The following is a 25,958-nucleotide window of genomic DNA, read 5'->3' as shown; positions in this document are numbered from 1 at the left end:
ATTTGGATTTGTCGTGGCGCAAGTAAGAGCAAGAGCCCAGCTTAATGTTGGCAAAAATAGTGATATTCCCGCAGAAATAGTGTCTTTTAGTGGCTTAAAAGACGGCCAAGAACACGTTGCGTTTGTATTTAACAATGCTGATGTAAATCAAAATGTGCCGCTTATTCGCATGCACTCTGAGTGTTTAACCGGTGATGTGTTTCATTCATCGCGCTGCGATTGTGGCGAGCAGTTAAATGAGTGTATTGAAATGATGCACGAGCAAGGCGGGGTGTTATTGTATTTACGCCAAGAGGGCCGAGGTATTGGTTTATATAATAAAATTGATGCTTACGTGCTGCAATCTCAAGGTATGAACACTTACGAGGCTAATAATCACTTAGGTTTTGCTGACGACTTACGTGATTTTTCGGACGCGGTATTAATGCTCAACGCACTTAATTTAAGCCACGTTAAATTAATGACCAATAACCCTAAAAAGCTTAATGCATTAAAAGATGCCGGCATTGAAGTAGACACCGTTATTGGTACCCATGCGCATATTAAAGCAGGCCTTACAGGTAACAAAGCTTACCTAGAAACCAAAATAAAACACGGCGCACATATGTTAGATATTAAAAAAATTAAAAAACCTTAACTATTTAATCATGTAGTGTCTGTTAATCCCCCCTCACGCCAAGTTATACTTGGCGTGTTTTGTTTAATTTAAGAGCCAGTATGTCTAACGAATTACGAATTTTTAAAGCCGATGCCGGGCTAAAGTGGTTTAAAGCCGGTTGGCATATTTTTAAAACCCAGCCATTTACCTTTGTAGTTATGCACTTATTAATAGGCATAGTGGGCATACTGTCGTTATTTTTACCTTTGCTGCAAGTTGTTGCGGCACTTGCTACGCCTTTTTTAACCGCTGGTTTTTACCAAGCGGTGCTTAGCAAGCAGCAGGGCGGTAAAATTATGCTCGCCGACATACTCAAACCCTTTAGCGCAAAAGGTAACCGTTTAGGACTACTACGTTTAGCGCTTTACCAAATGGGGGCGGGTATTTTAATGGCCTTATTAGCTAATGGCCTATTTGCCGATGCGGTGGCTATTATGAGCCAAGAGGGGCTTGATCCTAACATTGCGCTTGAGCAAACCTTAAATAGTATTTCGGGCGCCAGTGTGGTGCTATTTTTAGTGGCAATGGCGGTGTATTTAATGGCGTTTGCTTACGCGGTACCGCTTATTTACTTTAGTAAAGAAAAACGCATTTTAACGGCGCTTAAAAATTCGTTATTGGTTTTTTATCATAACCTGTTCGCATTGAGTGTTTTTGGCATTATTTGTGTGTTATTTATGGCGCTTTCTATGTTCTTATCGTTCTTACCGCTGTTGATTTTAATGCCAATTTGCTACATTAGTTTCTTTGTATCTTATCAGGCTATTTTTATGCCAGTTGTACCGCCAAGTGACGATAGCAATGTTAAACCACTTAGCAGTGAACAAAGCGGGCGCTTTGACGCTTAATGGATGATAAGTTAAAACAAAAACTTAAAAACTATGTACTGTGGTTACTTGGGCGCCAAGAGTATTCGCGCCGTGAGTTAACCTTTAAGCTTCAGCAAAAAGAAGCCAGCGACGAGTTTATAGAAACCCTGCTTAATTGGTGCGAAGAGCACAATTTTATTAACGAGCAACGTTATTGCGAAGGGTTTGTCAGAAAACACATTTTTAAAGGCCATGGCTTAAAGCGCATTCAAAGCGAAGCCATAGGCAAAGGGATTGACCGTTCACTACTTGAAAGAGTGGTTGAAGAGCTTGAAATAGACTGGTTTGAGCTTGCGCAGGAAGCGTACAACAAAAAGTATTCAACTACACCGGCCAACCTCGAGTACAAAGATAAAGCTAAGCGCGTGCGCTACTTAATGTACCGAGGATTTAGCTACGAACAAATTGATTTTGCAATGCAAGCACAGTAAATACAGGTGAGATTTTCACATGCAGCACATGACTACGGCACAACTTAGGCAACAGTTTTTAGACTTTTTTGCCAGCAAACAGCACCAAATTGTCCAATCGGCTTCACTTATTCCGGGTAACGATGCCACGTTGTTATTTAACAATGCCGGCATGGTTCCTTTTAAGGATGTGTTTTTAGGCGCCGAAACTCGCCCTTACACGCGTGCTACAAGTGCACAGCGTTGTGTGCGTGCTGGTGGTAAACATAACGATTTAGAAAACGTAGGTTACACAGCGCGTCACCATACATTTTTTGAAATGCTAGGTAACTTTAGTTTTGGCGATTACTTTAAACAAGACGCTATTAAGTTTGCGTGGGAGTTTTTAACTGAGGTTGTTAAATTACCACAAGAAAAACTACTTGTTACTATTTACCACGACGATGAAGATGCATTTGGCTTTTGGCACAATGATATTGGCCTAAGCGAAGATCGTATTATTCGTATTGCTACCTCAGATAACTTTTGGTCAATGGGCGATACTGGCCCGTGTGGTCCGTGTTCTGAAATATTTTATGATCACGGTGAGCACATTTGGGGTGGTCCTCCGGGCTCGCCTGAAGAAGATGGCGACCGCTTTATCGAAATTTGGAACCTTGTATTTATGCAGTACAACCGTCAAAGCGACGGTACTATGGAGCCGCTGCCTAAACAATCTGTTGATACAGGTATGGGCCTTGAGCGTATTGCTGCTATTTTACAAGGCGTGCATTCAAACTACGAAATCGACTTGTTCCAAGGCTTAATTGCAGCTGCGGCAAGTGTAACTAACGCACAAGATTTAAACGATAAGTCGCTACGCGTTGTTGCGGATCATATTCGTTCGTGTGCGTTTTTAATTTCTGATGGTGTTATGCCGTCAAACGAAGGCCGTGGTTATGTATTGCGTCGTATTATTCGTCGTGCAGTACGCCATGGTAACAAGCTTGGTGCACAAGGTGCGTTTTTCTATAAACTGGTTGCAGCGCTTATTGAACAAATGGGCCAAGCTTACCCAGAGCTTGCAAAGCAGCAAGAAATTATCGAAAAAGTACTGCGCATTGAAGAAGAACAATTTGGTAAAACCCTTGAGCGTGGCTTAGCTATTTTAGAAGAAAGCCTAAGCGAGCTTAAAGGCGATGTTATTCCTGGTGATTTAGTATTTAAATTATACGACACCTATGGTTTCCCTGCTGATTTAACGGCCGATGTAGCCCGTGAACGCCAAATGACAATAGACCATGCTGGCTTTGAAGAGTGCATGGCTGTACAGCGTAAAACAGCGCAGCAAGCTGGTAAATTTGGTGCCGATTACAACGAGCAATTAAAGTCAGAAAAACACACTGAGTTTAAAGGCTACGACAGCACACATCACAGCGCTACAGTAGTAGAAGTGTTTGCAAATGGTGAGTCGGTTTCTATTTTAGAAGACGGCCAACAAGGCATTGTTGTACTTAACCATACGCCATTTTATGCTGAATCTGGTGGCCAAACAGGCGATACCGGTACTATTACCGTTGCAGGTGGCGAGTTTACTGTGACTAACACTACTAAACTGGGTAATGCGTTTGCGCACCACGGTAGCGTACAAGGGCGCATTGCGGTTAACGATAAAGTAGATGCCACTATTGATGATGCACGCCGTGAACGCATTAAGAAAAATCACACAGCTACGCATATTTTACACGAAGCACTGCGCCAACTATTAGGTGAACACGTAAGCCAAAAAGGCTCACTGGTTGAGCCTGAGCGTTTACGTTTTGACTTCTCGCACTTTGAAGCGGTTACTAAAGACGAGCTACGTGAAATTGAGCGTGTAGTTAACGATGAAATTCGTCGTAACTTTGCCCTAAACACTGAGCTTATGGCGATTGATGACGCTAAAGCAAAAGGGGCAATGGCGCTGTTTGGCGAAAAGTACGACGATGAAGTACGCGTAGTAACCATTGGCGATTACTCAATTGAACTGTGTGGCGGTACGCACGTAGAGCGCGCGGGTGATATTGGCTTATTTAAAATTGTATCTGAAAGCGGTATTGCTGCAGGCGTACGCCGTATTGAAGCAGTAACAGGCGCAGATGCAGTGGCGTATGTAAGCGAGCAAGAAAAACAGCTAAACGATGTAGCAGCGCTGGTAAAAGGTGATAGCGCATCGGTACTTGAAAAAGTAACTGCGCTGCTTGAAAAGTCTAAAGGCCTTGAAAAGCAAATTGCACAGCTTAACGATAAGCTAGCCAGTGCAGCGGGTGCGTCTTTACTTGATTCGATTGTTGAAATTAATGGCGTTAAGTTACTAGTGGCAAACGTTGAAGGAACTGAGTCTAAAGCGCTTCGTGGCATGGTTGACGATCTTAAAAACAAGATTGGCTCAGGTGTTATTGCACTGGGTGTTGCCAGCGGCGAAAAAGTAAGCCTAATTGCCGGTGTAACGAAAGATTTAACCGGTAAAGTTAAAGCCGGTGAGCTTGTAAACCACATGGCAGGCCAAGTAGGCGGTAAAGGGGGCGGTCGTCCTGATATGGCACAAGCGGGTGGTTCACAGCCTGAAAACCTAAACGCCGCGCTTGAAAGCGTGACAGCCTGGGTAAGCGAGAAAGTTTAAGCTTACGTGGCACTTATTGTCCAAAAGTTTGGCGGCACTTCGGTTGGCTCTATTGAGCGAATAGAAGCGGTCGCCGACCTTGTTGTTAAAACTAAGCAGCAAGGTCATCAAGTGGTTGTGGTTCTTTCGGCCATGTCGGGAGAAACCAACCGCTTAATTAACCTCGCCAAGCAAATAGATACTCGCCCGAGTAGCCGAGAATTAGACGTACTTATTAGCACTGGAGAACAGGTTTCTGTTTCGCTCCTTGCTATGGCTATTATAAAACGTGGCCATTCGGCTGTAAGCCTACTAGCCGATCAGGTTAATATTCAAACCGATAACATGTTTGGTAAAGCCCGTATTGAAGAGGTTGCTGCGACGCGTTTAAAGCATGAGCTTGAGCATAATCGGATTGCAATTATTGCCGGTTTTCAGGGGCGCGATGTAGAGGGCAATATTACAACCCTTGGACGCGGCGGCACCGATACCTCTGCGGTAGAAATAGCCGCGGCAATAAAAGCCGATGAATGTCAGATCTATACCGACGTTGATGGCGTATACACTACTGATCCTCGTGTAGAACCAAACGCACAGCGAATGCGTCATGTAACGTTTGCCGAAATGCTAGAGCTGGCAAGCTTAGGCGCAAAAGTATTGCATATTCGTGCTGTTGAGTCGGCTGGTAATCATAAAATGCCGCTAAGGGTGCTTTCGAGTTTTGAGCCCGATGAAGGAACGCTAATAAGTTTTGAGGAGAGCGATATGCCAACTAAGGTTGTGTCGGGGATTGCGTTTAATCGTGACGAATGCTTGATAAAGGTACATGGCGTACCATACTGTGTTCATTCTCTTACAAAAATTTTGAAACTTTTTGCAGAAAATGGCATCGAAATAGATATGATTAGTCAAGTTAATCATAACTTTGAAAAAATAGACTATGCTTTTACTGTGCATTCAAATGACTATTTGCAAGCACACGATTTACTAACTCAACAACAGGTAAATCTGCAGGCTGATAGCATTTCTAGTGATACAACAGTTGCAAAAGTGTCGGCTGTTGGCATAGGAATGAAGTCTCACAGTGGTGTAGCGCATCAATTTTTTGATGCATTGGCGCAAGAAGGTATACACATAGTTTTAGTATCGACGTCAGAAATCAAGGTATCGGTTTTAATTGACGAGAAGTATTTAGAACTAGCAGTAAGAGCGTTACACTCAGAATTTTTAACAGAAAATGGATAGTTTGGGAGTTTTTACTTACTTTTCAATCAATTTTTCATTAAAATGGTCAAGCGGAATCTTATAATTTATTGGAACATGGGAGCAAGAGAATGCTAATACTAACTCGTAGAGTAGGTGAAACCCTAATGATTGGTGACGAAGTAACTGTTACTGTATTAGGTGTTAAAGGAAATCAAGTTCGAATTGGTGTTAACGCACCTAAAGACGTTTCAGTGCATCGTGAAGAGATTTACATGCGTATACAAGCTGAAAAGTCTAACCCTAATCCGGGCAATGCTTAATCAACACGTATACTTAGCTGAGTAATGCACTTAGCTATACCAAAAGCCACTCACTGAGTGGCTTTTTTTTGTTCTTAGCTTGCTCTATTACGTCAAGCTCTATTCAATGAATTTTGTATAGAAAGTATTTAATTTACAAGGTGATAGGCGAAACTAACCTATCTCAGGCAATATATAAGCTATCATAAAATACAATATGCTAAAGCATAAATTAAAGTTAAGGTACTTTGAGTAAGATTGGCTAATCCCCGAATCTAAATCTAGCTAACCGCCTTAAAGGCTATTTAATTATATTGAAAAAGATTATCCCAGCGCTCATCCAAAATAGTTTTTGCATGATCTAAATTTATTGCACTATACACATCGTTAGTGCAGGTTACTAAACGCATCCGAGTGAGCTTTTCAAGCGCATCGCTAATTTCAAAGTCGAGTTCGCACTTATACTTTGTTTTAAACCACGCCTCTATTTGCTCATCAAGCATTTGTGCGCTTAAGCCACTTTCTGATTTTAGTAAAAACGTATAGGCAAGCAGGGCTTCTTTTATGTCTTCTTCTTCGGCGGCGTCTATAAGGGTATGAAAAACACCGGCGTTGTTATCTAGATTTTTAAAGTAGAGGTTATCGCTTAGCGCTTTCATAAATTTAATTTTACGGTTTTTAAATTTACTCCACTCTTTAAAAATAAAGCTGCCAAAAACCCCCATTCCAATAGCAAAGGTAATAAAGTGTTGTTGGGTCATTTCTACGGCTTCACTTCTAAAGCCACCCCAAAAAGCAAATAAAGCAAATAACAATAAAATAGATGCGCCAAGCTTAGTGATTAATACCACAGCACCGCCTACTAAAGCCGATGAGCCAATAATCACTTTATCTATAGGGCGCATACGTACTTCGCTATTTGGAAATAGCATTTCAAGGTCGGCTTTGGGTACATTTTGAAACAGCTTAACTATGGTAGAGCTTGGTTCAAACCCTAAAGGCGTTTTATTTTTAGCCTCAAAGTAGGCTTTATCTTTAAAGCGAATAAACACTGCAACGCGGTCGTAATTGGTAAAGTGCAGGGGCTTTTTACGCAAGCCCCAAAAGCTGGTTATGGTTTCAGTGAGTTGTGATTCGCCACGGCGGTAAAAAACCACTTCTTCAAAGTCGTCAAACTCTACCTCAAGGCGTACTTTAAATAGTGACTCTTCGTTGAGTGCATCTTGCAGGTCTTGATGGGTGATCACTTCAAAGTTAGCTGCATTAAGTACCTTAGCAAAATCTTTAGCAAATTCGCGTTGGCACTGCGCTTTTTGATCAGCTGATACTGGCGCTAAAGATCGCGTATCGCTATTGGGATCAAAGGGCGCGTAGTTATTTTTGAGCGACTCAAGTGTTGAATGGTAATCGTAATGGATAAGGCTTGCTAATAAATCGCAAAATTGTTTAAACGATGTTTGCTCTAAGTTGTTTGTGAGCTCAGCACTGCACATATCAACAATATCTTGTTTTCTAAAGGGAATAAAACGTGCACTTTGCATAAATTTTAACTGCTTTGGTAGGTATTTAACTGCATGGGCACATAATAAAATATTCTTATAAATATTGCTAATTTGTTAACAGTTATATAGGTGTTAAATCTTTAACTGTTTTCAGCGTGTATTAACGTAAATATGTAAGAATTAACCCATTGAGCAACGGCTTATCATCACAAGCAAAAAAGGATTTACATGGCTATTCAAAAAAAACTAAAAGAAAAAACACGGCACTTTATAGATTCTAAACATATGCTAACAGGCATTACCGTAGCGTCGTTTTTAGAATCTACAATAGTCCCTATTCCGCTTGAAGCAGTGCTTGTGCCTCTTATGCAAGCACGTCGTGAAAAGCTTTGGTTAATAGCGCTTATGGCAACAGTTGGGTGCGTGATTGGTGCTTTATTTGGTTATGCGCTGGGTTATTATTTATTTGACGCGATAGGTGACTGGGTTATTGAAATGTTTTCGAGCCAAGAGCAGTTTGAAAATGTAAAGCAGCAAATGCAAAATCAAGGGTTTTGGTTTGTAATGACGCTGGGCATTGTGCCCATTCCGTTTCAAATTGCGATGCTTGCCGCTGGGGCTACGAAATACTCTATTGGTTTGTTTTTATTAGCCTCTGGTATTGCTCGTTCAATTCGCTATTTTAGTTTAGCTGTTGTTGTATATTACGCAGGTAATAAAGCCGAGCAAATAATCAGTAAACACAAAACTAAAGCGATGATTGCTATTACTATTTTAATATTGGCTTTATGGGGCCTTAGCACTCTAATATAGTTTTATGCTTGGTTGGTATAGGTAAGTAAGCTGCTCAGCGCGACTAAAACTGTGTAGGCACTAATGCAAATGTGGGTTTGTAGCTTTGCATTGTATTTGTGTCTGCTTTGCTCAACTCTTTGTATTCAAGGTGGTGAAATAACCCAGAAAGTACAGGGTAAGGTAACCTTTTATAACGGTTTTTTCTGGTGTGCTATAGTTTGTTAATAACGCATTAAAAAGCGCCACCCTATGATTGAAACTGTAAAACTTACCGTTAGGCTGTCTAACTTTTATAAAATGAGTTGGATAAATAAGGCGGTAAGTATAGCGTTACTTCTCTACATTATTGTTTTTTCACTTTATGCTTTAAATACTTTCCCCCCTTTAAACGTGCAAAACAATGTGTATGGTTTTACTACCGATTTTTGCAATCTCATCGTGCTCGTATTTTTATTTTGGATAGTGCAATGCTCTGAGCTTTCAAAACAAGCGTACGTGTTTTCTACTTTAGGTTTATTGCTATGGAGTATGGGTACAACGGCTGATGTAATAGATGAATTGGTTGTGCAGCCTTATTGGATGAGTGTTTATTTTGAAGACTTATGCAGAACCATGGGAATGCTTTTTACCGCCTATGGGTTATTTAAGACCATGCGTTTTGTACAAAGTATACATAACCGTTTAGCGCACGAGTTGATAACGGACGATCTTACACAAGTACATAATAGACGCTATTTTTATCGGCATGTTAAAACTGCCCCTAGTACGCCTTACGTTATTTTAATTATAGATATTGATCATTTTAAGGCTATTAATGATGAGTTTGGCCATGATGAGGGTGACTTAGTGCTCCAGCAGTTAGCTACTAAGTATAATAGTGCATTTGTTAATAATGCAGTATTTGCTCGTTTAGGCGGTGAGGAGTTTGGCGGCTATTTGCCTACCGGTAATATAAGCCAAGCGGCTGAATTTTGTGGGCAACTAATAGACATTGCACACAATATTAAAGTTAAACAGGTCAAACAGCTTACCGTAAGTATTGGTATGGCGCTGCAAAGCGCTAACGAGCCCCTCGACAAGGTAATGAAGCGGGCAGACATGGCTTTATACGTTGCTAAAAATAATGGCCGAGATCAATATAAAATAGCCCCTTAAGCTTTCTACGCAAATATCCTTATTATTTGCACATTTATTACACTTTTAAACGTTTTCGTAAAGAACTGTCAGCGAGGGTAATACTTTGTAAACTATGAAATTAAAATGCAGCAAAGAAGTCATAATAGTGATTTTAATAATAAGGAAACTTTAATGACCAACTCTCTGTTGAAAGCTGCTTTACCTCTAAGTTTAATGTCTATTCTAGTTGGTTGTGGCGGCAGCGACGGCTCAAGTGATACAGGCTACGTACAATTATATAATGGCTCTTATAACAGCCCTTATACGCGTTTATTTGTAGACGAAACTGAGCGCTCAGGCACTGATTTTGCTGATGTAACCACGCGTCATAATTACAGCACCGGCACTTACGATTTAAGCTTTGAATACTTAGATGCAAACGACAGCTACATTACAATTAGCGAACAAGAAGTATCAATCAAAGGTGACAAAACCGAACTAATTGTAATGAGCGGTAACTTTGACGAACCTACGTTCACAGAGCTAAGTGTGCCCATTTCAAGTGATACAGATGAGTTTAACTTAGGTTTTTACAATATCACCAGTGAAGACACTAGCTACGATATTTACCTAGCAACCGATGATGGCGTATTTGAAAGTGCTGAACTATTTACATCAACACAGTATTTAAGTGAGCTAGATTTACAAACCCTTGATGAGGGTTACTACACAATTTATATCACTGAGGCAGGTAGCACTGATGTAGTGTATGAGTCGGAGTCGGTTTATTTTTACGATGAAGAAAGCTACGTAGCCATGATCCGCCCAAGCTATGCAACAGAAGAAAACGGTATCACGCTCGATATTGTGACTGACAATAACTATGTTACAGCACTAAAGCACCAATCAGCGTTAGGCCAATTGCGCTTTATAAATACCGTTGACGATTACTCGCCAGTTAGCTTTAGCACGACCCGTGGCACCACAGTTAACGATACCAATACGGTCGCAAGCGATACCTACACCGATTACGTTGAGCTTTCGCCAAACAGTTACAGCGTTGCAATGTACGACGAAGAGGGCACTAAGCTTGCCGATAACTTTTTAATGACCCTAGAGCGCGAGCAAAGTGCGGTAGGCGTTTTTTACAACGATGTCGATAATGGTTTACGCATGATGAGTGTTGAGGAAAACCTAACACCTAGCAGCTACAGCCATACTATTTCGGTTGTTAACCTAATTGAAAGCTACGCAGGGCAAACAGTAAGCGAAGTTGACGTGTACTTTACCTTAAATGGTGAAACTGTTGATGACGCCACCAATGTAATTGATGGCTTAGATAGATACGATCAAGAAGAAATTGATGTAGATGATGAAGCTTACACTGTGTATGCCGTATACGAAGATAACGGCCAACAAATAGTGTTAATTCAACAAAGCGATATAGATTTTACCGAAGAAGGTAACTATATCTTAATTTTAGAGCACGATGAGACAACCAGTTCAGGCTTTAAAATGAGTGTAACGCGCACAATTACAGACAGCGTAGAATAAGTAACATGTAACACGTTCTAGAAAGTAAAAGCCCTAAGCATTATTGTTTGGGGCTTTTTTTTGCCTGGCTGTAGCGTGATTTTGTTTACATTAAATAAACCCATATATAAGCAGATTGCTATAACTTTTAAAAATTTTAGGTACACTCATAACATAATAAATAAAAAGAGCGTGCCATGGATGAGTTTTTAGGAATAGTGGGTTTATTTGCATTTGCAATAATGGCCGGTGCTATTTGCGGTATTGTCGCAATTGCACAGCTTAGTAATTTAAAGCAAGAAATTGCCCAATTAAAAGCAAAAGTACTTAGTTTAGAATTAGCTAACAACGCACAAAGCCACGCTGAAAACGCCGATAAAAGCACCGATAAAAGCACCGATTGCTCCACAGCTGAACATGCAGACACGGCTCAAACAAATAGCAATGAGGCGACTTTTAATCAAGTTAGTCCTAATCAATCCAATCAGCCAAGTAAGCCTCGTGGGCAGGTAAAAACGCCAGCTTCAGCAATAAAGCCTCCCGGTAATGCTTCTGCCAGTAAGCATAAGCAAGGCAGTAAAAATCTCAAACCCACACTTTTAACTTCTTTTTTTGAAAAACTGCGTAGCGACTTTGAACAAAACTGGATGACCTGGATAGGCGCAATCGCATTGGCGCTAGGCGGTATATTTTTAGCAAAGTACAGTTTAGAAGCCGGGTTGCTCTCTCCTGCAATGCGATTAACTCTAGGCGGTTTATTTGGTGGTGGCTTAATTGCAGCCGCAGCTTATATGCATTACAAAAATAGTGTATTTGAAGGGTTTAATAACTATATACCTGCAGCGCTTGCCAGTGGGGGTTTTATTACGTGCTTTGCACTGACCTTATTAGCGTATAGCAGCTATAACATGATCAGCCCTTTAACAGCATTTGTTGTACTTGGGGTTATTGCCATCAGTGCGAGCGCTATGGCAATAATGCTTGGCCCAGTATTGGCCGTACTAGGTATTATTGGTGCTTATTGTGTCCCCGTGCTGATTAATACCGGCAGCAATAATTTATTTGCGCTTTATATGTACATTGGGTTTGTGAGCTTATCTGCTGCGCTGGTCGCGCATAAAGTACAGCGTGCATGGCTGTGGTATTTACTTTGGGCGGGGCATTTGAGCTGGTATGTTGTTGGCTTTACTTTAGCTAACAGCAGCACCATTTGGCTTATGGGCACGTATGGGCTATTAAGTATTATTGGTTTAATTGCCGTGCCACGCTTGGGGTTAAAACTTGCGGTGGTTGAAACTCGCCCACATAGTTTAAAGCGCCTAATAAGCGCACTCCCTAGTAACCCTTTAATGCTTGCCTGTATTGTCCCTTTGTTACTGGCTATGCTTTTTGATAGTACTAACTACTTACAGTGGCAAATAATAAATGCGTTAAGCATATTAACACTGCTGTTTTTAGTGCTTAAAAATAGCCGCTGGGATTTATGGCAAGGGGTGGCGATGTTAATAGCTGTACTCTGGCTATTAAGCACGCCTTCCTATTATGTTGATTATTCTGACTCGCTATTTATATTTAGGCACCAATATGGTGGCGCTATATTTTTAGGGTTAGCGCTGAGCGTATATGGGCTTTATTTTGGTATAAAGTGGCAACCTAAACGATTGGCTTTTCATATTACTGCCTCGTTTAGCGTATTTATAATGATTGCCACCTTATACGCTATAATCCCAAACCATGCGTTGGCCACAGCCTATCCATTGTGGGCAGTGATACTACTTACAAGTAGCGCCATTTTAATTAAGTGCGCAATAGGTGGCGCAACGCTTTTTCAGCGCTTTACATATTGGGTGGGGGCAAATGCCAACATCACGCTTGCTATCACTATGTTATTAAATGACAGCGGTCTAACCATTGCACTGGCTATTCAAGTTTTACTTATTAGCGTGTTAATAAACCGCTATCGGGTGCCTATGCCACATTGGCCTATTAAAGCGCTGGTGGCTGCATTACTACTTCGCCTAACACTGTCACCGTGGACCCCAAGTTACGAGGCGCTTAGTGTATTGGGTGTACACTGGAGCTTAGTCGTTTATCCTTTGTGTGTGGTGTTATTTTACACTGCAGCCAAATGCTTTAACGCATCGCAGTTAAAAGTTTGGCTTGAAGGCGCAGCACTGCATTGCTTGGCGTTATTTATTACCACCGAAACCAGCTATCAACTGGTAGGGCACTATCCGCAGTTTGATTCTTTGAGCTTTTACGAACAAGCTTTACTCACCTGTAATTGGCTTGCACTGGGTTGTGTATATTTACACCGTGCTCGTATTGCCGGTAGCTTAGCTAAATTATACCAAGTGGCAGGCATGGCATTGGCAGGTGCTGCGGGTGTTACTGCACTGAGTATCTTACTAAACGCCAACCCATTTTTAAGCTCTATTTATATTGGCGAATATTTTGTATTTAATTGGCTATTTTTGCTTTGGTTAGTGCCTGCGGGGCTCGTGCTTTGGCTTTATACGTTAATTAAACCGCTGTATACAAAAGCTGCGCCATTTATACTCACTGTAGCGGGTGTATTGAGTGTGTTGGCAATTAATGGCTTTATACGCCAATACTGGCAAGGCCCTTATATTTACTTATCAACAGGTGCAAGCAACGCAGAGCTTTATAGCTACTCGGTTATTTGGCTTGTGTTAGGGGCTATTACTGTGGTGCTAGGGCATTTAAAAAATCAGCTATTAATCCAAAAAATAGGGTTAGGATTATTGGCAGCCGTTATTTTAAAAGTATTCTTAGTGGACATGGCTAATTTAACGGGACTTTTAAAAGCGCTGTCGTTTATTGGCTTAGGCTTGTCGTTAGTGGGGCTTAGTTGGTTATTTCAAAAACTGCGAAGCCAAGCCAAACCAGCCTAATAATTTAGGGTTCCAACGCTTTGTTAAGCACATAAATAAGCCCAGCTAATACTGGGCTTATTTTTTGCTGCCAATTGGCTATTACGTGCTGTGATTAAGTAAAGCTTTAAGCTTACCTGGCTTAATAGGCTTACTTAAATAATGAATATTAGCCGCTTTGGTTTCTTGTTTAAGCTCGGTGTCGCGTACGGCAGTTATAAGTATGGCGGGCACTTCGCTTTGCCATATATCACGCAGTGTTTTTATAAGCGAAATACCATCGCAATCATTACCTAATTGGTAATCCATTAAAATCACATCGGGCGCTGCGTGCTGTTTAGCGTGCGCGAGTACTTTATTTACATCGTCAAACAAGGTGTAATTGGCTTGCCACTTTTTAAGTAAACTGGCCATTGCTGCTAGGTTTTCGGGGTCATCGTCTACCGCGACTATGTTAATCGCGTCGCGGTTTTCTACTAAACTGCTGGCCGTTGCTTTTTGTTGTACAAACTGCGCATCGCCATAGGGGACTTCAATACTAAAGCGGCTGCCTTTACCGGGCTCTGAGTGCACATCAAGCTCTAAGCTAAGTAAATCGGCCATACGTTTTACAACGCCAAGCCCTAAACCAACGCCTTTGTTATCACCGGCTTCTATACGGTAAAAGTCGTTAAATATTTTAGCTTGTTCTATTTGGCTAATACCTGGGCCGGTGTCCCATACTTCTATACGTAAATTATGTTTACGGTTTCTGCACGCTATTAATACTCGCCCTGTTTCAGTGTATTTAACCGCATTAGACACTAAGTTTTGTATAATTCGGCGCAAGTAGGTAATGTCGCTATGCACAATTTGTGCGTTTGAACGCACGGTTAGTTTTAAGCCTTTATCGCTTGATAAAATAGCGTACTCGCTTTGCAGTGGCATAAGTATATCGTTTATACAAAAGTGCCGAGGGGTTGGGGTCATTGCGCCTTGCTCTAACTTGGCAATTTCTAGTAAGGCCGACATTAAATGCACGGTTGAGTCTAAACTGTGGCCAAGCTTATTAAAGCTATTTTGGTTAGTTGTATCAAGCTGCTTTTCATCAATGGCTGCAAGGTATAAACGCGCCGCGTTAAGAGGCTGTAAAATATCGTGGCTAGCCAGTGCTAAAAATCGCGTTTTACTGTCGTTGGCTTGCTCTGCTTCGCGCTTGGCTAAAGTAAGTGCTTGCTCTGTTTTTACTCGGCTATCTATTTGTGCTTGTAAATCTTTATTAATGGTTTGCACTTCTTGGGTTCGCGCTTCAATGCGGTTTTCAAGATCCATGTTAATTTCTTCAAGCGCATTTTGCGTACTTATATGGTTTGTAATGTCTGAAAAACTCGTTACAAAGCCGCCATCGGGCAGGGGGTTACCTATCATTTCGTACACTTGGCCATTACGGCGGTGGCGAATAAAGTGATGCGAGCTACCATTTTTTAAATGCTGAACGCGTTTTTCTACTTGGCGTTCTATTTCGCCTGGGCCACATTCACCGCGTACTGCGTTGTACCTTATTATATCTTCAATGGGTTGCCCCACTTCTAAAAAGCCGTCGGGGTAGCCAAACATTTGGCTGTAGCGCTTATTCCATGCCACCAGTTTTAAGTCTTTATCGACCACCGAAATACCATGGCTTAAGTTTTCGAGCGAGGTATACAGCAAGTTTTGGTTAAACTGCAATGCTTGTGTGGTTTCGTCAAAAAAGTTAACCACCTCTTCAAAGGCCATACGTTTACCCGATGAAACCGTACGTATTAGCGCCTGCGCCGAAGACGCCCCTAATACCCCAGTTAACGCACGCTCGCAGTAGGCTATAAATTCGGGCTCGGGGTGGGCATTATTGTCACTTAGCTGGTGCGAAAGTGAAAAGTGCGCCAGTACTTGTTGGCTGCGCTGAATACCTAAAAAGGTTTGCAGCAGTATTTTAAAGTCGTAAACCGTGGCTTTAACATTTTTGTTTAAGCGGCGCGATAAAATAGCCTGATCCTTAGGGTTAACAAATGCAGCGGCCTGAATTTTATCTATCAAGCGCTCTTCTGCCCCTAACGAAAAGCTAATATAACAACCAATGTTAGCAAATAAGGCAATCAGAGTGCCGCGTGTAATAAGGGTTTGCTGAAGCTCGCTATCAAGGGCACTGCCGGCATCTAAAATTGGCATCATTAAAAATAATACCCAACAAATAAAACCCGCTAATAGCCCCGCATATACACCATAAGCATGGCCTTTTCGCCAGTAAAGCCCGCCCACAATAGCCGGGAGCAGCTGCGTTACTAACGAAAATGCCACCAGCCCCATACTGGCCAGCGCACTACCATGGCCAAACCATTGCTGATAAAAATAAGCCAATATAAGTATGCCGGCTATGGTAAAGCGCCTAACTAATAAAATTTGCGATTTATAACTGCTGGTAATTAAGTTGCGCTTAAATTTACGGCGTAGCATAAGCGGCAGCACTACATCGTTAGAGATCATGGTGCTAAGCGTAAGTGTGGCCACCACTATCATGGCGGTGGCTGCAGAAAGCCCGCCAATAAATACAAAGGTACTTAAAAAAGCTTGGTCGTGAATAAGCGGTAGCGCTAATACAAAGCTGTCGGGTGAAAAACTGCTACCAATACTTGGGTGAATTGCGGCAGTAGCAATAGGAATTATCATCGCGGCGGTGAGTAATAAATACAGCGGAAAAGCCCAGCGAGCAGTAAATAAATGGCGTTTGTCTTGGTTATCTACCACGGTGACATGAAATTGTCGTGGTAAACAAATTATGGCCGCGGCAGCCATAAGTGACTGGCCAATAAAGTTAAAACTAAAAAAGTTAAAGTTGCCCCAGTGTTGCCAAATCGACTCTGTGACTTTGTCGCCGCTAAGGGTGGGTAAATTAAATAAGGTGTACAAGGCTAAGCCAGCGACGGCAATAAGCGCAATGAGCTTTATCATAGACTCAAAGGCGACTGCTAGCATAAGCCCAGAGCGGTACTCGGTAACATCTACCTTACGGGTACCAAAAAATATTGCAAACAGCGCCATAATTAACGTGGCGGTGAGGGTAAGCATTTCGCCAGATATTTGATTGCTGTTTTGCAAAAGCAAAAAGCTGGTACTGAGTGCTTTTAACTGCAGCGCAATATAGGGAATGGTAGCAAGTAGGGCAATAACAGTGACCAGTATTGCACTGGTTTGACGTTTACCATAGCGGGCAGAAATAAAGTCGGCAATGGTGGTAATGTTTTGTTTTTTACTTACTAATACCAGTTTGCGTAAAAAGCCTTGGCCAAAAAAGAACAACAATGAAGGCCCCAATAAAATGGGTAAATAGCTCCAACTACTGGTGGCGGCTGTACCAACCGAACCATAGTACGTCCACGAGGTACAATAAATCCCTAACGATAACGAATACACAAAAGGATGATGGCTAATCCGTTTAGCAAGTGGTGTTGTTTTATCGCCCCAATTAGCAAGCCAAAACAGCACCCCAATATAGCCTAATGCTACAAAAATCAGTACAGCAGTCATGTTGTTATTAAACCTTATTATTTATACCCACACACAATACCAGAGATAACTTTAAGTGTGCGTGCACAATTTTATGCAAAATATTAACGTTGTTTTTATTGTGTTGATTTTAAATGATTATTTATATTGTTGATGATTTATTAGACTAATGTCGCATTTTTACACAAAGCCACTTAAATTTTGCCATTAACGCGCTTTGTTAAAAGCTAACTTACTGAAAATTATGTGTAATTGTGTTTTTAAATACAATTGCATTTGCAGTTTACGTAAACGTTAATAAGCTGTTACGACTATGGTCTCACTTCACTCTTCACGCCGCGTTGCTAAATTAATAACCGACTATAAAAAAACCACTCATTGCAATTATGCAATGCTTAAAGGGGAAAATAAAAATGGCTTTTAAAGATGAAGAACAAGCAAAAGCTTATTGGGCAGAAAACATTTCACTACTGTTTAAGTTACTAGCAGTGTGGTTTGTGGTCTCATTTGGCTTTGGCATATTACTGGTAGATGTACTGAATGAAGTACGTTTTTTTGGGTTTAAACTTGGCTTCTGGTTTTCACAACAGGGCGCTATTTACACCTTTGTAGCTTTGATTTTTGTTTACGTTTTCAAAATGAACACGTTAGATAAAAAATACGGCGTAGACGAATAGGAGCTAGGTAATGGATGTTCAAACACTCACATTTATAATTGTTGGTTTAAGTTTTGCGCTTTATATCGGCATTGCAATTTGGGCGCGTGCAGGCTCTACAAATGAGTTTTACGTGGCAGGGGGCGGCGTACCTCCGCTTGCCAATGGTATGGCAACCGCAGCCGATTGGATGAGCGCAGCGTCGTTTATTTCAATGGCGGGTATTATTTCGTTTGCAGGTTACGATGGCGGTGTTTACTTAATGGGGTGGACTGGCGGCTATGTATTACTCGCTATGTGTTTAGCGCCTTACTTACGTAAATTTGGCAAATTCACTGTACCTGACTTTATAGGCGACCGTTACTACTCACAAACAGCACGTGTTGTTGCTATTTTGTGTGCCATCTTTATTTGTTTTACTTACATTGCTGGACAAATGCGTGGCGTAGGGGTGGTATTTTCGCGCTTTTTAGAAGTAGAAATTGAAACCGGTGTTTACATTGGAATGGTGATTGTATTCTTTTATGCGGTACTTGGCGGCATGAAAGGCATTACCTACACGCAAGTAGCGCAGTACTGTGTGCTTGTGTTTGCCTACCTTGTGCCCGCTATCTTTATTTCAATGATGATGACAGGCCACTTCTTCCCGCAAACCGGCTTTGGTGCCACATTGAGTGATGGCTCAGGCATGTATGTACTTGATAAGCTAGACGGGTTAAGCGCAGAGCTGGGCTTTGCACAATACACCGAAGGCTCTAAAAGTATGATTGACGTATTTGCTATTACCGGCGCTTTAATGGTGGGTACTGCAGGTTTACCGCATGTAATTGTTCGCTTTTTCACTGTACCACGCGTTAAAGATACCCGTATTTCAGCAGCGTGGACACTGGTATTTATTGCTATTGTTTACACTACTGCACCGGCGGTTGCCTCGTTTGCACGCGTAAACATGATTGACACCATTAACGGTAAAGATGGTAGCGGTACAGAGTACGCTCAAGCACCAGCGTGGATCAAAAACTGGGAGCGTACGGGTTTAATTACCTTTAATGATAAAAACGGCGACGGCAAAATGTTTTACACCGCCGGCAAGGTAGAAGACCCAACAAGCGCAAACGAAGTAAAAGTAGACCGCGATATTATGGTACTGGCTAACCCTGAAATTGCTGATTTACCAGCATGGGTAATCGCATTAGTTGCGGCCGGTGGTATTGCTGCTGCGCTTTCAACCACAGCAGGGTTATTGCTGGTTATTTCAACCTCAGTGTCGCACGATTTACTTAAACGCACCCTTAAACCCGACATAAGCGATAAACAAGAGCTACTAGCTGCTCGCTTAGCCGCGATGATTGCCATTGTTATATCGGCTTACTTTGGGATTAACCCGCCTGGGTTTGTTGCATCGGTGGTCGCCTTTGCCTTTGGTTTAGCGGCGGCGAGTTTCTTCCCGGCAATTATTATGGGGATATTCTCTAAAACAATGAATAAAGAAGGCGCAATTGCTGGCATGGTGACCGGTATAGGCTTTACCGCTGCGTATATTATCTTCTTTAAATTTGTAAGCCCTGAGCTTAATAGCCCAGAAAATTGGTTCTTAGGTATTTCACCCGAAGGAATTGGCTTAGTAGGGATGATCATTAACTTTGTGGTTGCTGCAACCGTACTTAAATTAACAAAATCGACACCGCTTGAAATACAACAAATGGTGGAAGGTATTCGTAATCCTAAAGGGTCAGGTGAAGCACACGCACATTAATGCGCTAAGCCTACTTAAAAATAAAGCACCAAAAGCCCGACTTTAGTCGGGCTTTTTATTTGTTCAAATAATGAGTACATTAGATTTTGTGTATACTTTTTAAGAGTACAGCAATGAGTGTAGAGCAGCAGGAAGTTGCCCAGTTTGTGTGTATGCAGGCGCCATTTAGCATGCTACACGACAGTGCGTGTGAGTATTTTGTAAGCCATATTGATAGTGTTTATTTAACCCGAGAAAACCAAGCGCAGTGGCTGCAAACGCAAACCCCAAAGCTTTTTTTAATTCGCTCTGGTTTATACGACCTAGTGGATGCAAAAGGTGATGTAGTAAAGCGTTTAGCGCAGGGGGATTACTTTGGCTATCCTTCTTTGTTAACCGGAGAGGCGATTCAAAATAGGTTACAGGTACAAAAAGAGGGCATAGTGTATATGCTTGCGCAAACGCATTTTGACTTTTTACGTCATCAATACAAACCGTTTGAGCAATATTTTGTACGCGCGCACGCCAATCGTTTACTTTCATCACATTATAAAAGTAAAAACGATAGCTGGTCTGAGCGCAGAATATCTGAGCTGATGACCCGCACCGCCATAACCTTAGCCCCCGATGCCAGTATTAGGCAAACCGCTAAAAAAATGAAAAAACACGGTGTATCGTCAATTATGATCACCGAACACGCCATTTTAGTTGGCGTAGTGACCGACCGCGACTTACGTAACCGTGTACTGGCCGATGAAGTCGACCCACAAGATGCGGTTAGCAGCATAATGAGTGCAAAGCCTAAATTTATATTTGAAAACAATCGGGTGTTTTCTGCTTTGCATTTAATGCTTAAATACAATATTCATCATTTACCTGTACTTGATGAAAACCATAAGCCTTTGGGTATGCTTACTAGTACCGATTTACTGCGCCAGCAAAAAAGTGACCCTGTGCAGCTTATTGGCCGCATTTATAAAGCCCACAGCATTGCCGATTTAAAACGTTATGCAGGCGAAATCCCTGAGTTACTGCGAAGTTTTTCGTACAACATAGAAGACATATCGCTAATTGGTAAACTGCTCAGCGGCTTAACCGATGCACTTACCTCGCGTCTTATTCATTTATTTCAAGAAGAAAATGGCGCAGCGCCCACCAGTTTTTGCTTTATATGTTTTGGCTCGCAAGCACGCGAAGAGCAAACCTTACATTCAGATCAAGACAACGGCTTATTACTCCCAAATGATTTAAGCGAGCAACACCAAGCTTACTTTAAACACATGGGGGAGTTTGTATGTGAGCAGTTAGTAGAATGTGGCATTAGGCGTTGCCCGGGGAATATTATGGCCAGCAGCGATGAATGCAGAATGAGTGTAAGCCAGTGGTGCGAGCGCTTTTTTAAATGGATAAAAAGCCCAACCCCAAGCGCCATGCTTAACTGCAAAATATTTTTTGATTTGCGCTTTATAGAAGGCTCCAATGCTCTATACAGCGGCTTTTGCGAGCAGTTAAACAGGATATCGCGCGATGAGTTATTTTATGCTGCTATGGCAACCGATATAAGAGCCAGCTCAGTGCCTATAGGTTTATTTAATAAGCTTAAAACGCAAAAAAGCGACAACAACCATAAGTACATAGATTTAAAAAAACGCGGTGTGGTGATCATTAACGACATAGTGCGTTTATATGCGTTAAAAGCCGGAATAAAACGCGCCAATACCCAAGAGCGCTTAGATGCTTTACTTAAGCATTCACTGCTAAATAAAGACGATATTTATAATTTAAAAGATTGCTGGCGATTTTTAACTCAGTTACGTTTTAGTACGCAAATAAACGAAGAAGGTTTGCCAAGTAACTGTATAAACCCCGATAAATTAAGTTCATTAGAGCGCCATCAGCTTAAAGAGGCTTTTTATTTAGTAAAACAAGCGCAGCAAGCCGCGGCGTTTAAATTTGCCCGTGGCAGTTTGTAATAAGAGGTAAGCGCTGTGGTAAAAAAATGGCTCAGTAAGTATATAAAAAGGCGTAATTTATTAAGTCAAAATGCGTTAACGCAACGCTATTTAGTGATTGATTTAGAGCTTACTGGGCTTGATGTAAACCAGCATGAAATTGTCTCAGTAGCCTGGGTTAAAATAGACAACCAATGTATAAAAATGAGCGAGTCGCAGCATTTAATAAACAAGGATGTAAAAAGCCTAGAGCAAAGCCCTGTTTTTCACGGCATTATTGACGACACAGTGGCTAAAGGACAAAGCCTGCACACTATATTAACGCAGCTAAGCCGTGATTTTAGTGACCATATTTTGGTTTTTCATAACGCCATACTGGATTGGGGGTTTTTAAAAGCAGCCCTTAAAGGTTCCAATATAAACGCACAACCTAAGTTGATACTCGACACCCTCCACATAGAAAAAAAGCGCCTTATTTGCCAAGGTGCAGAAATAAAACAAGATGATTTAACCCTAAGTGCGTGTCGCAAACGTTATGAGTTACCAAGCTATCATTGTCATAACGCACTTACAGACGCACAGGCCACCGCCGAATTATTACTAGCCCAGTGCTACCAAATAAACCGTGGGAAGGAGTTGCAGTTGAGGTCAATAATTTAACAAAGCTACAGCATTTACTAATTATTTTGTTAAGATAAGAATTTTAAAAGGATTTATTATGGTAATTGAAGCCGCCAGTAAGTATTACAACCAGTTAAACAATGACCTTAAAGCAGTTAAAAAGTACATTCACAATAATTTTGGTGTGTTTCTTACTATTCTTTACTTACTGGGTAGTTTATCAGGCGTTGTGTATCTTTACGTTTTACTTAATAACTTCTCGGTTGATATATTCAATTTCATTGAAATAAGTGACTTTTTACTGGCACTGATTTCAAATTTTTTACTTATTACTCTTTATACTACGATCATCGTTTTAACAGCTATTTATTTAAATTGGCGCTCAGGACACATGCCAGATCCTAGTAAAACAACCGTGTTAAAAAAACTATATTATGGCTTTGGTTACCCGTTCTATTTATTAAAACCTAGTTACTCATTAATGTTATTTTTAGCACTTATAATATCTACATACCCTACTATGTTGGCGCATTCACACAGTAAAGATATAATAAATGAAAGAACAATGAATTATCACTTGTCATTAAATTATCCAATTGCTCAGAGTAAAGTAACTCAACTTCAAAATGTTCAAATAGTAGCCTCAACAATGCGGAATTTATTTGTTTATGATAATAAACAAGATGAGTTACTTATTATTTCACAAGAAAATATTTCAGCTTTGATACCTAATCTACACCAAGAAAAAACGATTAAGCCAAAGTCAAAAGCTGCATCAAGCACACAGTAATTAAACATTCGCTGAAACACGATTGGCTGCTATTTATTAGTATGGACGCATAACCAAGCATGGCACTTATTCAGGACAAATTATGAGACTCATTACCACTATTCTTCTAACCTTATTCCCTGTGATCGCTTGTGCTAATTCGAGCTTACCTGCCAATCGTCATATCTCAGTGCAAGGCACTGCTGAGGTATTAGTTGAGCCTGACATGGCTAAAATACTATTTAAGGTGAATAGTGTTAAAAATGAGCCGAATGCCGCCAATAACGCGCTTGAGAATAAAGTGAAGTTATTAATAGATGGGCTCAATCAATTTGAAATAAGCGCCGATGACGTAGTTGCCTCAAACGTTAAAATTGAAAAAACAGGAATGGATTATATTGAAACAGGGCATCAGGCACTTAGCGAATACGCAGCGATAAGAACGTTTGAAGTAACGCTAAACAGTATTGAGCGTGTGAGCGATTTAACCGATTTTTTATTGAACCAAGAAGTAAATGCGATTCAAAATATTGCGTTTTTATCTTCAAAATTTGAGCAATTACAAGCGCAAGCCACACAGTTAGCAATTGAAGATGCAAAAATAAAAGCGGATTTACTTGCTGATTCATTCAATGCAAAAGTAGGTGAAGTACGCACTATTCGCTCAACTAAAAACAACTATGACAGTGGTTTTAGTACAGCTATAACCAAGATGCACAGGGCGCAGTATGATAATAACTCTTTTCCTCAAATACTTAGTAACGATTTACAGGCAACAATAAGCTTTAAATCATCCATAAACGTGGTGTTTGATTTAGAGATAACTGATTAAATTAATAATTTCATTTCAAATACATGTTCGTACTGTAAGCTAGTTTTATGTTTTTGATTAATTTGAAGGTAGCAGTATTATGAGCGATGAAAGCAACACGTTAAAAGCACAAACCGAGGCAAAAGTAGCAGCAGGGCGAAAAGGTAACCCTGATTTTATGAAAGGCGTTGATGAAACCATTGCTCAGGCAAAAGCGTTTCAAGAAGGGGCAAATGCACTTAATTTAGATCAAAATGCCCCACGCTTTGAACTGCCGAACCAGCACGGTGAGCAAGTTTTATTAGATGAGCTACTTGCAAAAGGGCCTGTGGTTATAACTTTTTATCGTGGTAGTTGGTGCCCTTATTGTAATTTACAGCTAAAAGCATTGCAGTCACGCCTAGCTGAAATTCACGCATTAGGCGCACAGCTGGTGGCTATTAGCCCGCAAGCGCCCGATGGCTCAATGAGCGAAAACGACATACGTAATATGGATTTTGTTGTGCTGAGTGACCAAAATGCAGATGTAGCAGCAAGCTATGGCGTAGCGTGGCAAGTACCTGCATTTTTATTAGATCATATGCGCGAAGACCGCGGCCTTGATTTAGAGTCGCTTAATAACGGCAACGGCAGTATTTTACCTATCCCTGCCACGTTTGTTTTAGATAGCGAAGGTAAAGTGACGTGGCGCTATGTTGATGTTGATTACCGCACCCGCTCAGAGCCACAAGATATAATTAATGCTTTAAAAGCACTACAGTAAGCACTCAAGCAAGGTCGCTTTATGCCTAAAAGTAGCCAAGTAAATTAGCTACTTTTGGGTTAATTTAAAGTTTCTAATCGCTCCCTCTTATAATAATGTTCAAGGTCGATTACAATACAGCCATCTAAAAGGCATCGATGCCTTTGTCTGCACGTAAAGAGAGTGGATTTTATATTTCATGGCAATCAAACTTGCAATTAATGGTTTTGGTCGTATTGGTCGAAATATTGTCCGCGCGTTGTACGAGTCAGGTTTGAGCGACGAGATAAAAATTGTTGCGATTAACGAACTTGCTGACCCTGAAGCTATTGCTCATTTATTAAAATACGACACGTCCCACGGTCGTTTTTCTTTTCCTGTAAAACTTGGTGAAGACACCATTAGCGTTGCAGGCGATACCATTGCACTATTTTGTGAAGAAAACCCAGTAGAATTGCCTTGGCAAACCCTTGATGTAGATGTAGTGCTTGAATGTACCGGTGTTTATCACTCGCGCGAGCATGCACAATTACACATTACCGCGGGTGCTAAAAAGGTGTTGTTTTCGCACCCAGCTGATAACGATGTAGATGCCACCATTGTGTATGGCATTAACGATGATGAGCTCAAACGCGAGCACACTATTGTATCTAACGGCTCGTGTACTACAAACTGTGTGGTGCCTGTTATTAAAGTGCTAGATGATGCGTTTGGTATTGAATCGGGTGCTATTACCACTATTCACGCGTCGATGAACGATCAACAAGTGATTGATGCGTACCATCATGATTTACGTCGTACCCGCGCTGCGAGTCAGTCTATTATTCCGGTTGATACAAAATTAGCACGAGGAATAGACCGCATTTTACCCAAATTTGAAGGGCGCTTTGAAGCCATTGCGGTTCGCGTGCCGACAATTAACGTAACGGCAATGGATTTAAGTGTTACAGTAAATGCTGATGTAGATTTAAAGGCGGTAAATACGGCACTTAAAGCCCAAGCAAAAGACCGCTTAGAAGGTATTTTAAGTTACACCGAAGAGCCATTGGTATCGGTTGATTTTAATCACGACCCACATTCTTGTATTATTGATGGCACGCAGACACGTGTTAGTCACAAACGCCTGATAAAGTTACTTGTTTGGTGTGATAACGAATGGGGTTTTGCCAATCGCATGCTAGATACAGCACGTGCGATGATGGCTAAGTAAGCATTTTATAATAATTTTAAAATTTATTTTTCAGGTTC

Annotated in this window: 20 protein-coding genes; 18 read left to right on the top strand and 2 right to left on the bottom strand. The window is 41.1% G+C overall.

Annotated elements, in window-relative coordinates; all coding sequences use genetic code 11:
• Positions 1–13: 13 nt before the first annotated feature.
• The 6 genes from OIZ54_RS07015 to csrA all read left to right on the top strand — a co-directional run bounded on the left by OIZ54_RS07015 (position 14) and on the right by csrA (position 6,083).
• Complete coding sequence (locus OIZ54_RS07015) at positions 14–637, top strand: GTP cyclohydrolase II (RefSeq protein WP_024031598.1); 624 nt, start codon at positions 14–16, stop codon at positions 635–637.
• 80 nt (positions 638–717) lie between these two features.
• On the top strand, positions 718–1,506 hold the full coding sequence (locus OIZ54_RS07010; protein WP_004587511.1) for a BPSS1780 family membrane protein: 789 nt from the start codon (positions 718–720) through the stop codon (positions 1,504–1,506).
• Entirely contained in the window at positions 1,506–1,958 is a 453-nt protein-coding gene (locus tag OIZ54_RS07005; RefSeq protein ID WP_004587512.1) for a regulatory protein RecX, read from the top strand. Before OIZ54_RS07010 ends, OIZ54_RS07005 begins: the two co-directional genes overlap by 1 nt.
• A gap of 19 nt (positions 1,959–1,977) precedes the next feature.
• Positions 1,978–4,578 (top strand): alanine--tRNA ligase, encoded by a 2,601-nt coding sequence (gene alaS, locus OIZ54_RS07000; RefSeq protein ID WP_055254821.1) that lies wholly within the window; start codon positions 1,978–1,980, stop codon positions 4,576–4,578.
• Between the two features lie 6 nt (positions 4,579–4,584).
• A complete protein-coding gene (locus OIZ54_RS06995; protein WP_054983851.1) occupies positions 4,585–5,802 on the top strand; it encodes an aspartate kinase in 1,218 nt (405 codons plus the stop codon).
• An 89-nt stretch (positions 5,803–5,891) separates the two neighbouring features.
• Positions 5,892–6,083, top strand: a complete 192-nt coding sequence (gene csrA, locus OIZ54_RS06990) for a carbon storage regulator CsrA (RefSeq protein WP_004587515.1) — start codon at positions 5,892–5,894, stop codon at positions 6,081–6,083.
• Positions 6,084–6,367: 284 nt separating this feature from the next.
• On the opposite strand, the gene OIZ54_RS06985 is transcribed toward csrA, so the two are convergent.
• Complete coding sequence (locus OIZ54_RS06985; RefSeq protein ID WP_264390042.1) at positions 6,368–7,603, bottom strand: TMEM143 family protein; 1,236 nt, start codon at positions 7,601–7,603, stop codon at positions 6,368–6,370.
• Between the two features lie 189 nt (positions 7,604–7,792).
• Here OIZ54_RS06985 and OIZ54_RS06980 point away from each other — a divergent pair, with 189 nt between their 5' ends.
• The 4 genes from OIZ54_RS06980 to OIZ54_RS06965 all read left to right on the top strand — a co-directional run bounded on the left by OIZ54_RS06980 (position 7,793) and on the right by OIZ54_RS06965 (position 13,923).
• On the top strand, positions 7,793–8,377 hold the full coding sequence (locus OIZ54_RS06980) for a YqaA family protein (protein ID WP_264390041.1): 585 nt from the start codon (positions 7,793–7,795) through the stop codon (positions 8,375–8,377).
• A gap of 231 nt (positions 8,378–8,608) precedes the next feature.
• Complete coding sequence (locus OIZ54_RS06975; protein ID WP_264390040.1) at positions 8,609–9,514, top strand: GGDEF domain-containing protein; 906 nt, start codon at positions 8,609–8,611, stop codon at positions 9,512–9,514.
• Between the two features lie 153 nt (positions 9,515–9,667).
• Positions 9,668–11,029: a DUF4397 domain-containing protein gene (locus tag OIZ54_RS06970; RefSeq protein WP_024033201.1), complete on the top strand. Its 1,362-nt coding sequence runs from the start codon at positions 9,668–9,670 to the stop codon at positions 11,027–11,029.
• A 176-nt stretch (positions 11,030–11,205) separates the two neighbouring features.
• Positions 11,206–13,923 (top strand): DUF2339 domain-containing protein, encoded by a 2,718-nt coding sequence (locus OIZ54_RS06965; RefSeq protein WP_264390039.1) that lies wholly within the window; start codon positions 11,206–11,208, stop codon positions 13,921–13,923.
• A gap of 81 nt (positions 13,924–14,004) precedes the next feature.
• Here OIZ54_RS06965 and OIZ54_RS06960 read toward each other — a convergent pair whose 3' ends face one another.
• Positions 14,005–17,445 carry a PAS-domain containing protein gene (locus OIZ54_RS06960; RefSeq protein ID WP_264390038.1) on the bottom strand — a complete coding sequence of 1,147 codons (3,441 nt, stop codon included), beginning with the start codon at positions 17,443–17,445 and terminating at the stop codon, positions 14,005–14,007.
• A gap of 392 nt (positions 17,446–17,837) precedes the next feature.
• On the opposite strand from OIZ54_RS06960, the gene OIZ54_RS06955 reads away from it, so the two are divergent.
• From OIZ54_RS06955 to epd, 8 genes are all read left to right on the top strand, one after another.
• Entirely contained in the window at positions 17,838–18,101 is a 264-nt protein-coding gene (locus tag OIZ54_RS06955) for a DUF4212 domain-containing protein (protein WP_004586074.1), read from the top strand.
• 10 nt (positions 18,102–18,111) lie between these two features.
• Positions 18,112–19,836, top strand: coding sequence for a sodium:solute symporter family protein (locus tag OIZ54_RS06950; RefSeq protein WP_004586075.1), 1,725 nt, complete (start codon positions 18,112–18,114; stop codon positions 19,834–19,836).
• A 113-nt stretch (positions 19,837–19,949) separates the two neighbouring features.
• Complete coding sequence (locus OIZ54_RS06945; protein WP_055252794.1) at positions 19,950–21,788, top strand: DUF294 nucleotidyltransferase-like domain-containing protein; 1,839 nt, start codon at positions 19,950–19,952, stop codon at positions 21,786–21,788.
• A 15-nt stretch (positions 21,789–21,803) separates the two neighbouring features.
• Positions 21,804–22,427: a 3'-5' exonuclease gene (locus OIZ54_RS06940; RefSeq protein WP_055252795.1), complete on the top strand. Its 624-nt coding sequence runs from the start codon at positions 21,804–21,806 to the stop codon at positions 22,425–22,427.
• Positions 22,428–22,485: 58 nt separating this feature from the next.
• On the top strand, positions 22,486–23,178 hold the full coding sequence (locus OIZ54_RS06935) for a hypothetical protein (protein WP_029773917.1): 693 nt from the start codon (positions 22,486–22,488) through the stop codon (positions 23,176–23,178).
• An 82-nt stretch (positions 23,179–23,260) separates the two neighbouring features.
• A complete protein-coding gene (locus OIZ54_RS06930) occupies positions 23,261–23,989 on the top strand; it encodes an SIMPL domain-containing protein (protein ID WP_055252796.1) in 729 nt (242 codons plus the stop codon).
• A 79-nt stretch (positions 23,990–24,068) separates the two neighbouring features.
• Complete coding sequence (locus tag OIZ54_RS06925; RefSeq protein ID WP_264390037.1) at positions 24,069–24,731, top strand: peroxiredoxin-like family protein; 663 nt, start codon at positions 24,069–24,071, stop codon at positions 24,729–24,731.
• Between the two features lie 178 nt (positions 24,732–24,909).
• Positions 24,910–25,920, top strand: coding sequence for an erythrose-4-phosphate dehydrogenase (gene epd, locus OIZ54_RS06920; protein WP_004586080.1), 1,011 nt, complete (start codon positions 24,910–24,912; stop codon positions 25,918–25,920).
• Positions 25,921–25,958: the final 38 nt, after the last annotated feature.

The organism is Pseudoalteromonas sp. A3 (genome assembly GCF_025942345.1).
In the GTDB taxonomy this organism is placed as follows: domain Bacteria; phylum Pseudomonadota; class Gammaproteobacteria; order Enterobacterales; family Alteromonadaceae; genus Pseudoalteromonas; species Pseudoalteromonas atlantica.
This window is presented reverse-complemented; position numbering and strand designations above follow the sequence as displayed.

Excerpts from the sequence above, each read along its gene's own strand:
- OIZ54_RS07010 (WP_004587511.1), top strand. The coding sequence starts at position 718 with ATGTCTAACGAATTACGAATTTTTAAAGCCGATGCCGGGCTAAAGTGG.
- OIZ54_RS07005 (WP_004587512.1), top strand. The coding sequence starts at position 1,506 with ATGGATGATAAGTTAAAACAAAAACTTAAAAACTATGTACTGTGGTTA.
- alaS (WP_055254821.1), top strand. The coding sequence starts at position 1,978 with ATGCAGCACATGACTACGGCACAACTTAGGCAACAGTTTTTAGACTTT.
- csrA (WP_004587515.1), top strand. The coding sequence starts at position 5,892 with ATGCTAATACTAACTCGTAGAGTAGGTGAAACCCTAATGATTGGTGAC.
- OIZ54_RS06985 (WP_264390042.1), bottom strand. The coding sequence starts at position 7,603 with ATGCAAAGTGCACGTTTTATTCCCTTTAGAAAACAAGATATTGTTGAT.
- OIZ54_RS06980 (WP_264390041.1), top strand. The coding sequence starts at position 7,793 with ATGGCTATTCAAAAAAAACTAAAAGAAAAAACACGGCACTTTATAGAT.
- OIZ54_RS06975 (WP_264390040.1), top strand. The coding sequence starts at position 8,609 with ATGATTGAAACTGTAAAACTTACCGTTAGGCTGTCTAACTTTTATAAA.
- OIZ54_RS06970 (WP_024033201.1), top strand. The coding sequence starts at position 9,668 with ATGACCAACTCTCTGTTGAAAGCTGCTTTACCTCTAAGTTTAATGTCT.
- OIZ54_RS06965 (WP_264390039.1), top strand. The coding sequence starts at position 11,206 with ATGGATGAGTTTTTAGGAATAGTGGGTTTATTTGCATTTGCAATAATG.
- OIZ54_RS06960 (WP_264390038.1), bottom strand. The coding sequence starts at position 17,445 with ATGACTGCTGTACTGATTTTTGTAGCATTAGGCTATATTGGGGTGCTG.
- OIZ54_RS06955 (WP_004586074.1), top strand. The coding sequence starts at position 17,838 with ATGGCTTTTAAAGATGAAGAACAAGCAAAAGCTTATTGGGCAGAAAAC.
- OIZ54_RS06950 (WP_004586075.1), top strand. The coding sequence starts at position 18,112 with ATGGATGTTCAAACACTCACATTTATAATTGTTGGTTTAAGTTTTGCG.
- OIZ54_RS06945 (WP_055252794.1), top strand. The coding sequence starts at position 19,950 with ATGAGTGTAGAGCAGCAGGAAGTTGCCCAGTTTGTGTGTATGCAGGCG.
- OIZ54_RS06935 (WP_029773917.1), top strand. The coding sequence starts at position 22,486 with ATGGTAATTGAAGCCGCCAGTAAGTATTACAACCAGTTAAACAATGAC.
- OIZ54_RS06930 (WP_055252796.1), top strand. The coding sequence starts at position 23,261 with ATGAGACTCATTACCACTATTCTTCTAACCTTATTCCCTGTGATCGCT.
- OIZ54_RS06925 (WP_264390037.1), top strand. The coding sequence starts at position 24,069 with ATGAGCGATGAAAGCAACACGTTAAAAGCACAAACCGAGGCAAAAGTA.
- epd (WP_004586080.1), top strand. The coding sequence starts at position 24,910 with ATGGCAATCAAACTTGCAATTAATGGTTTTGGTCGTATTGGTCGAAAT.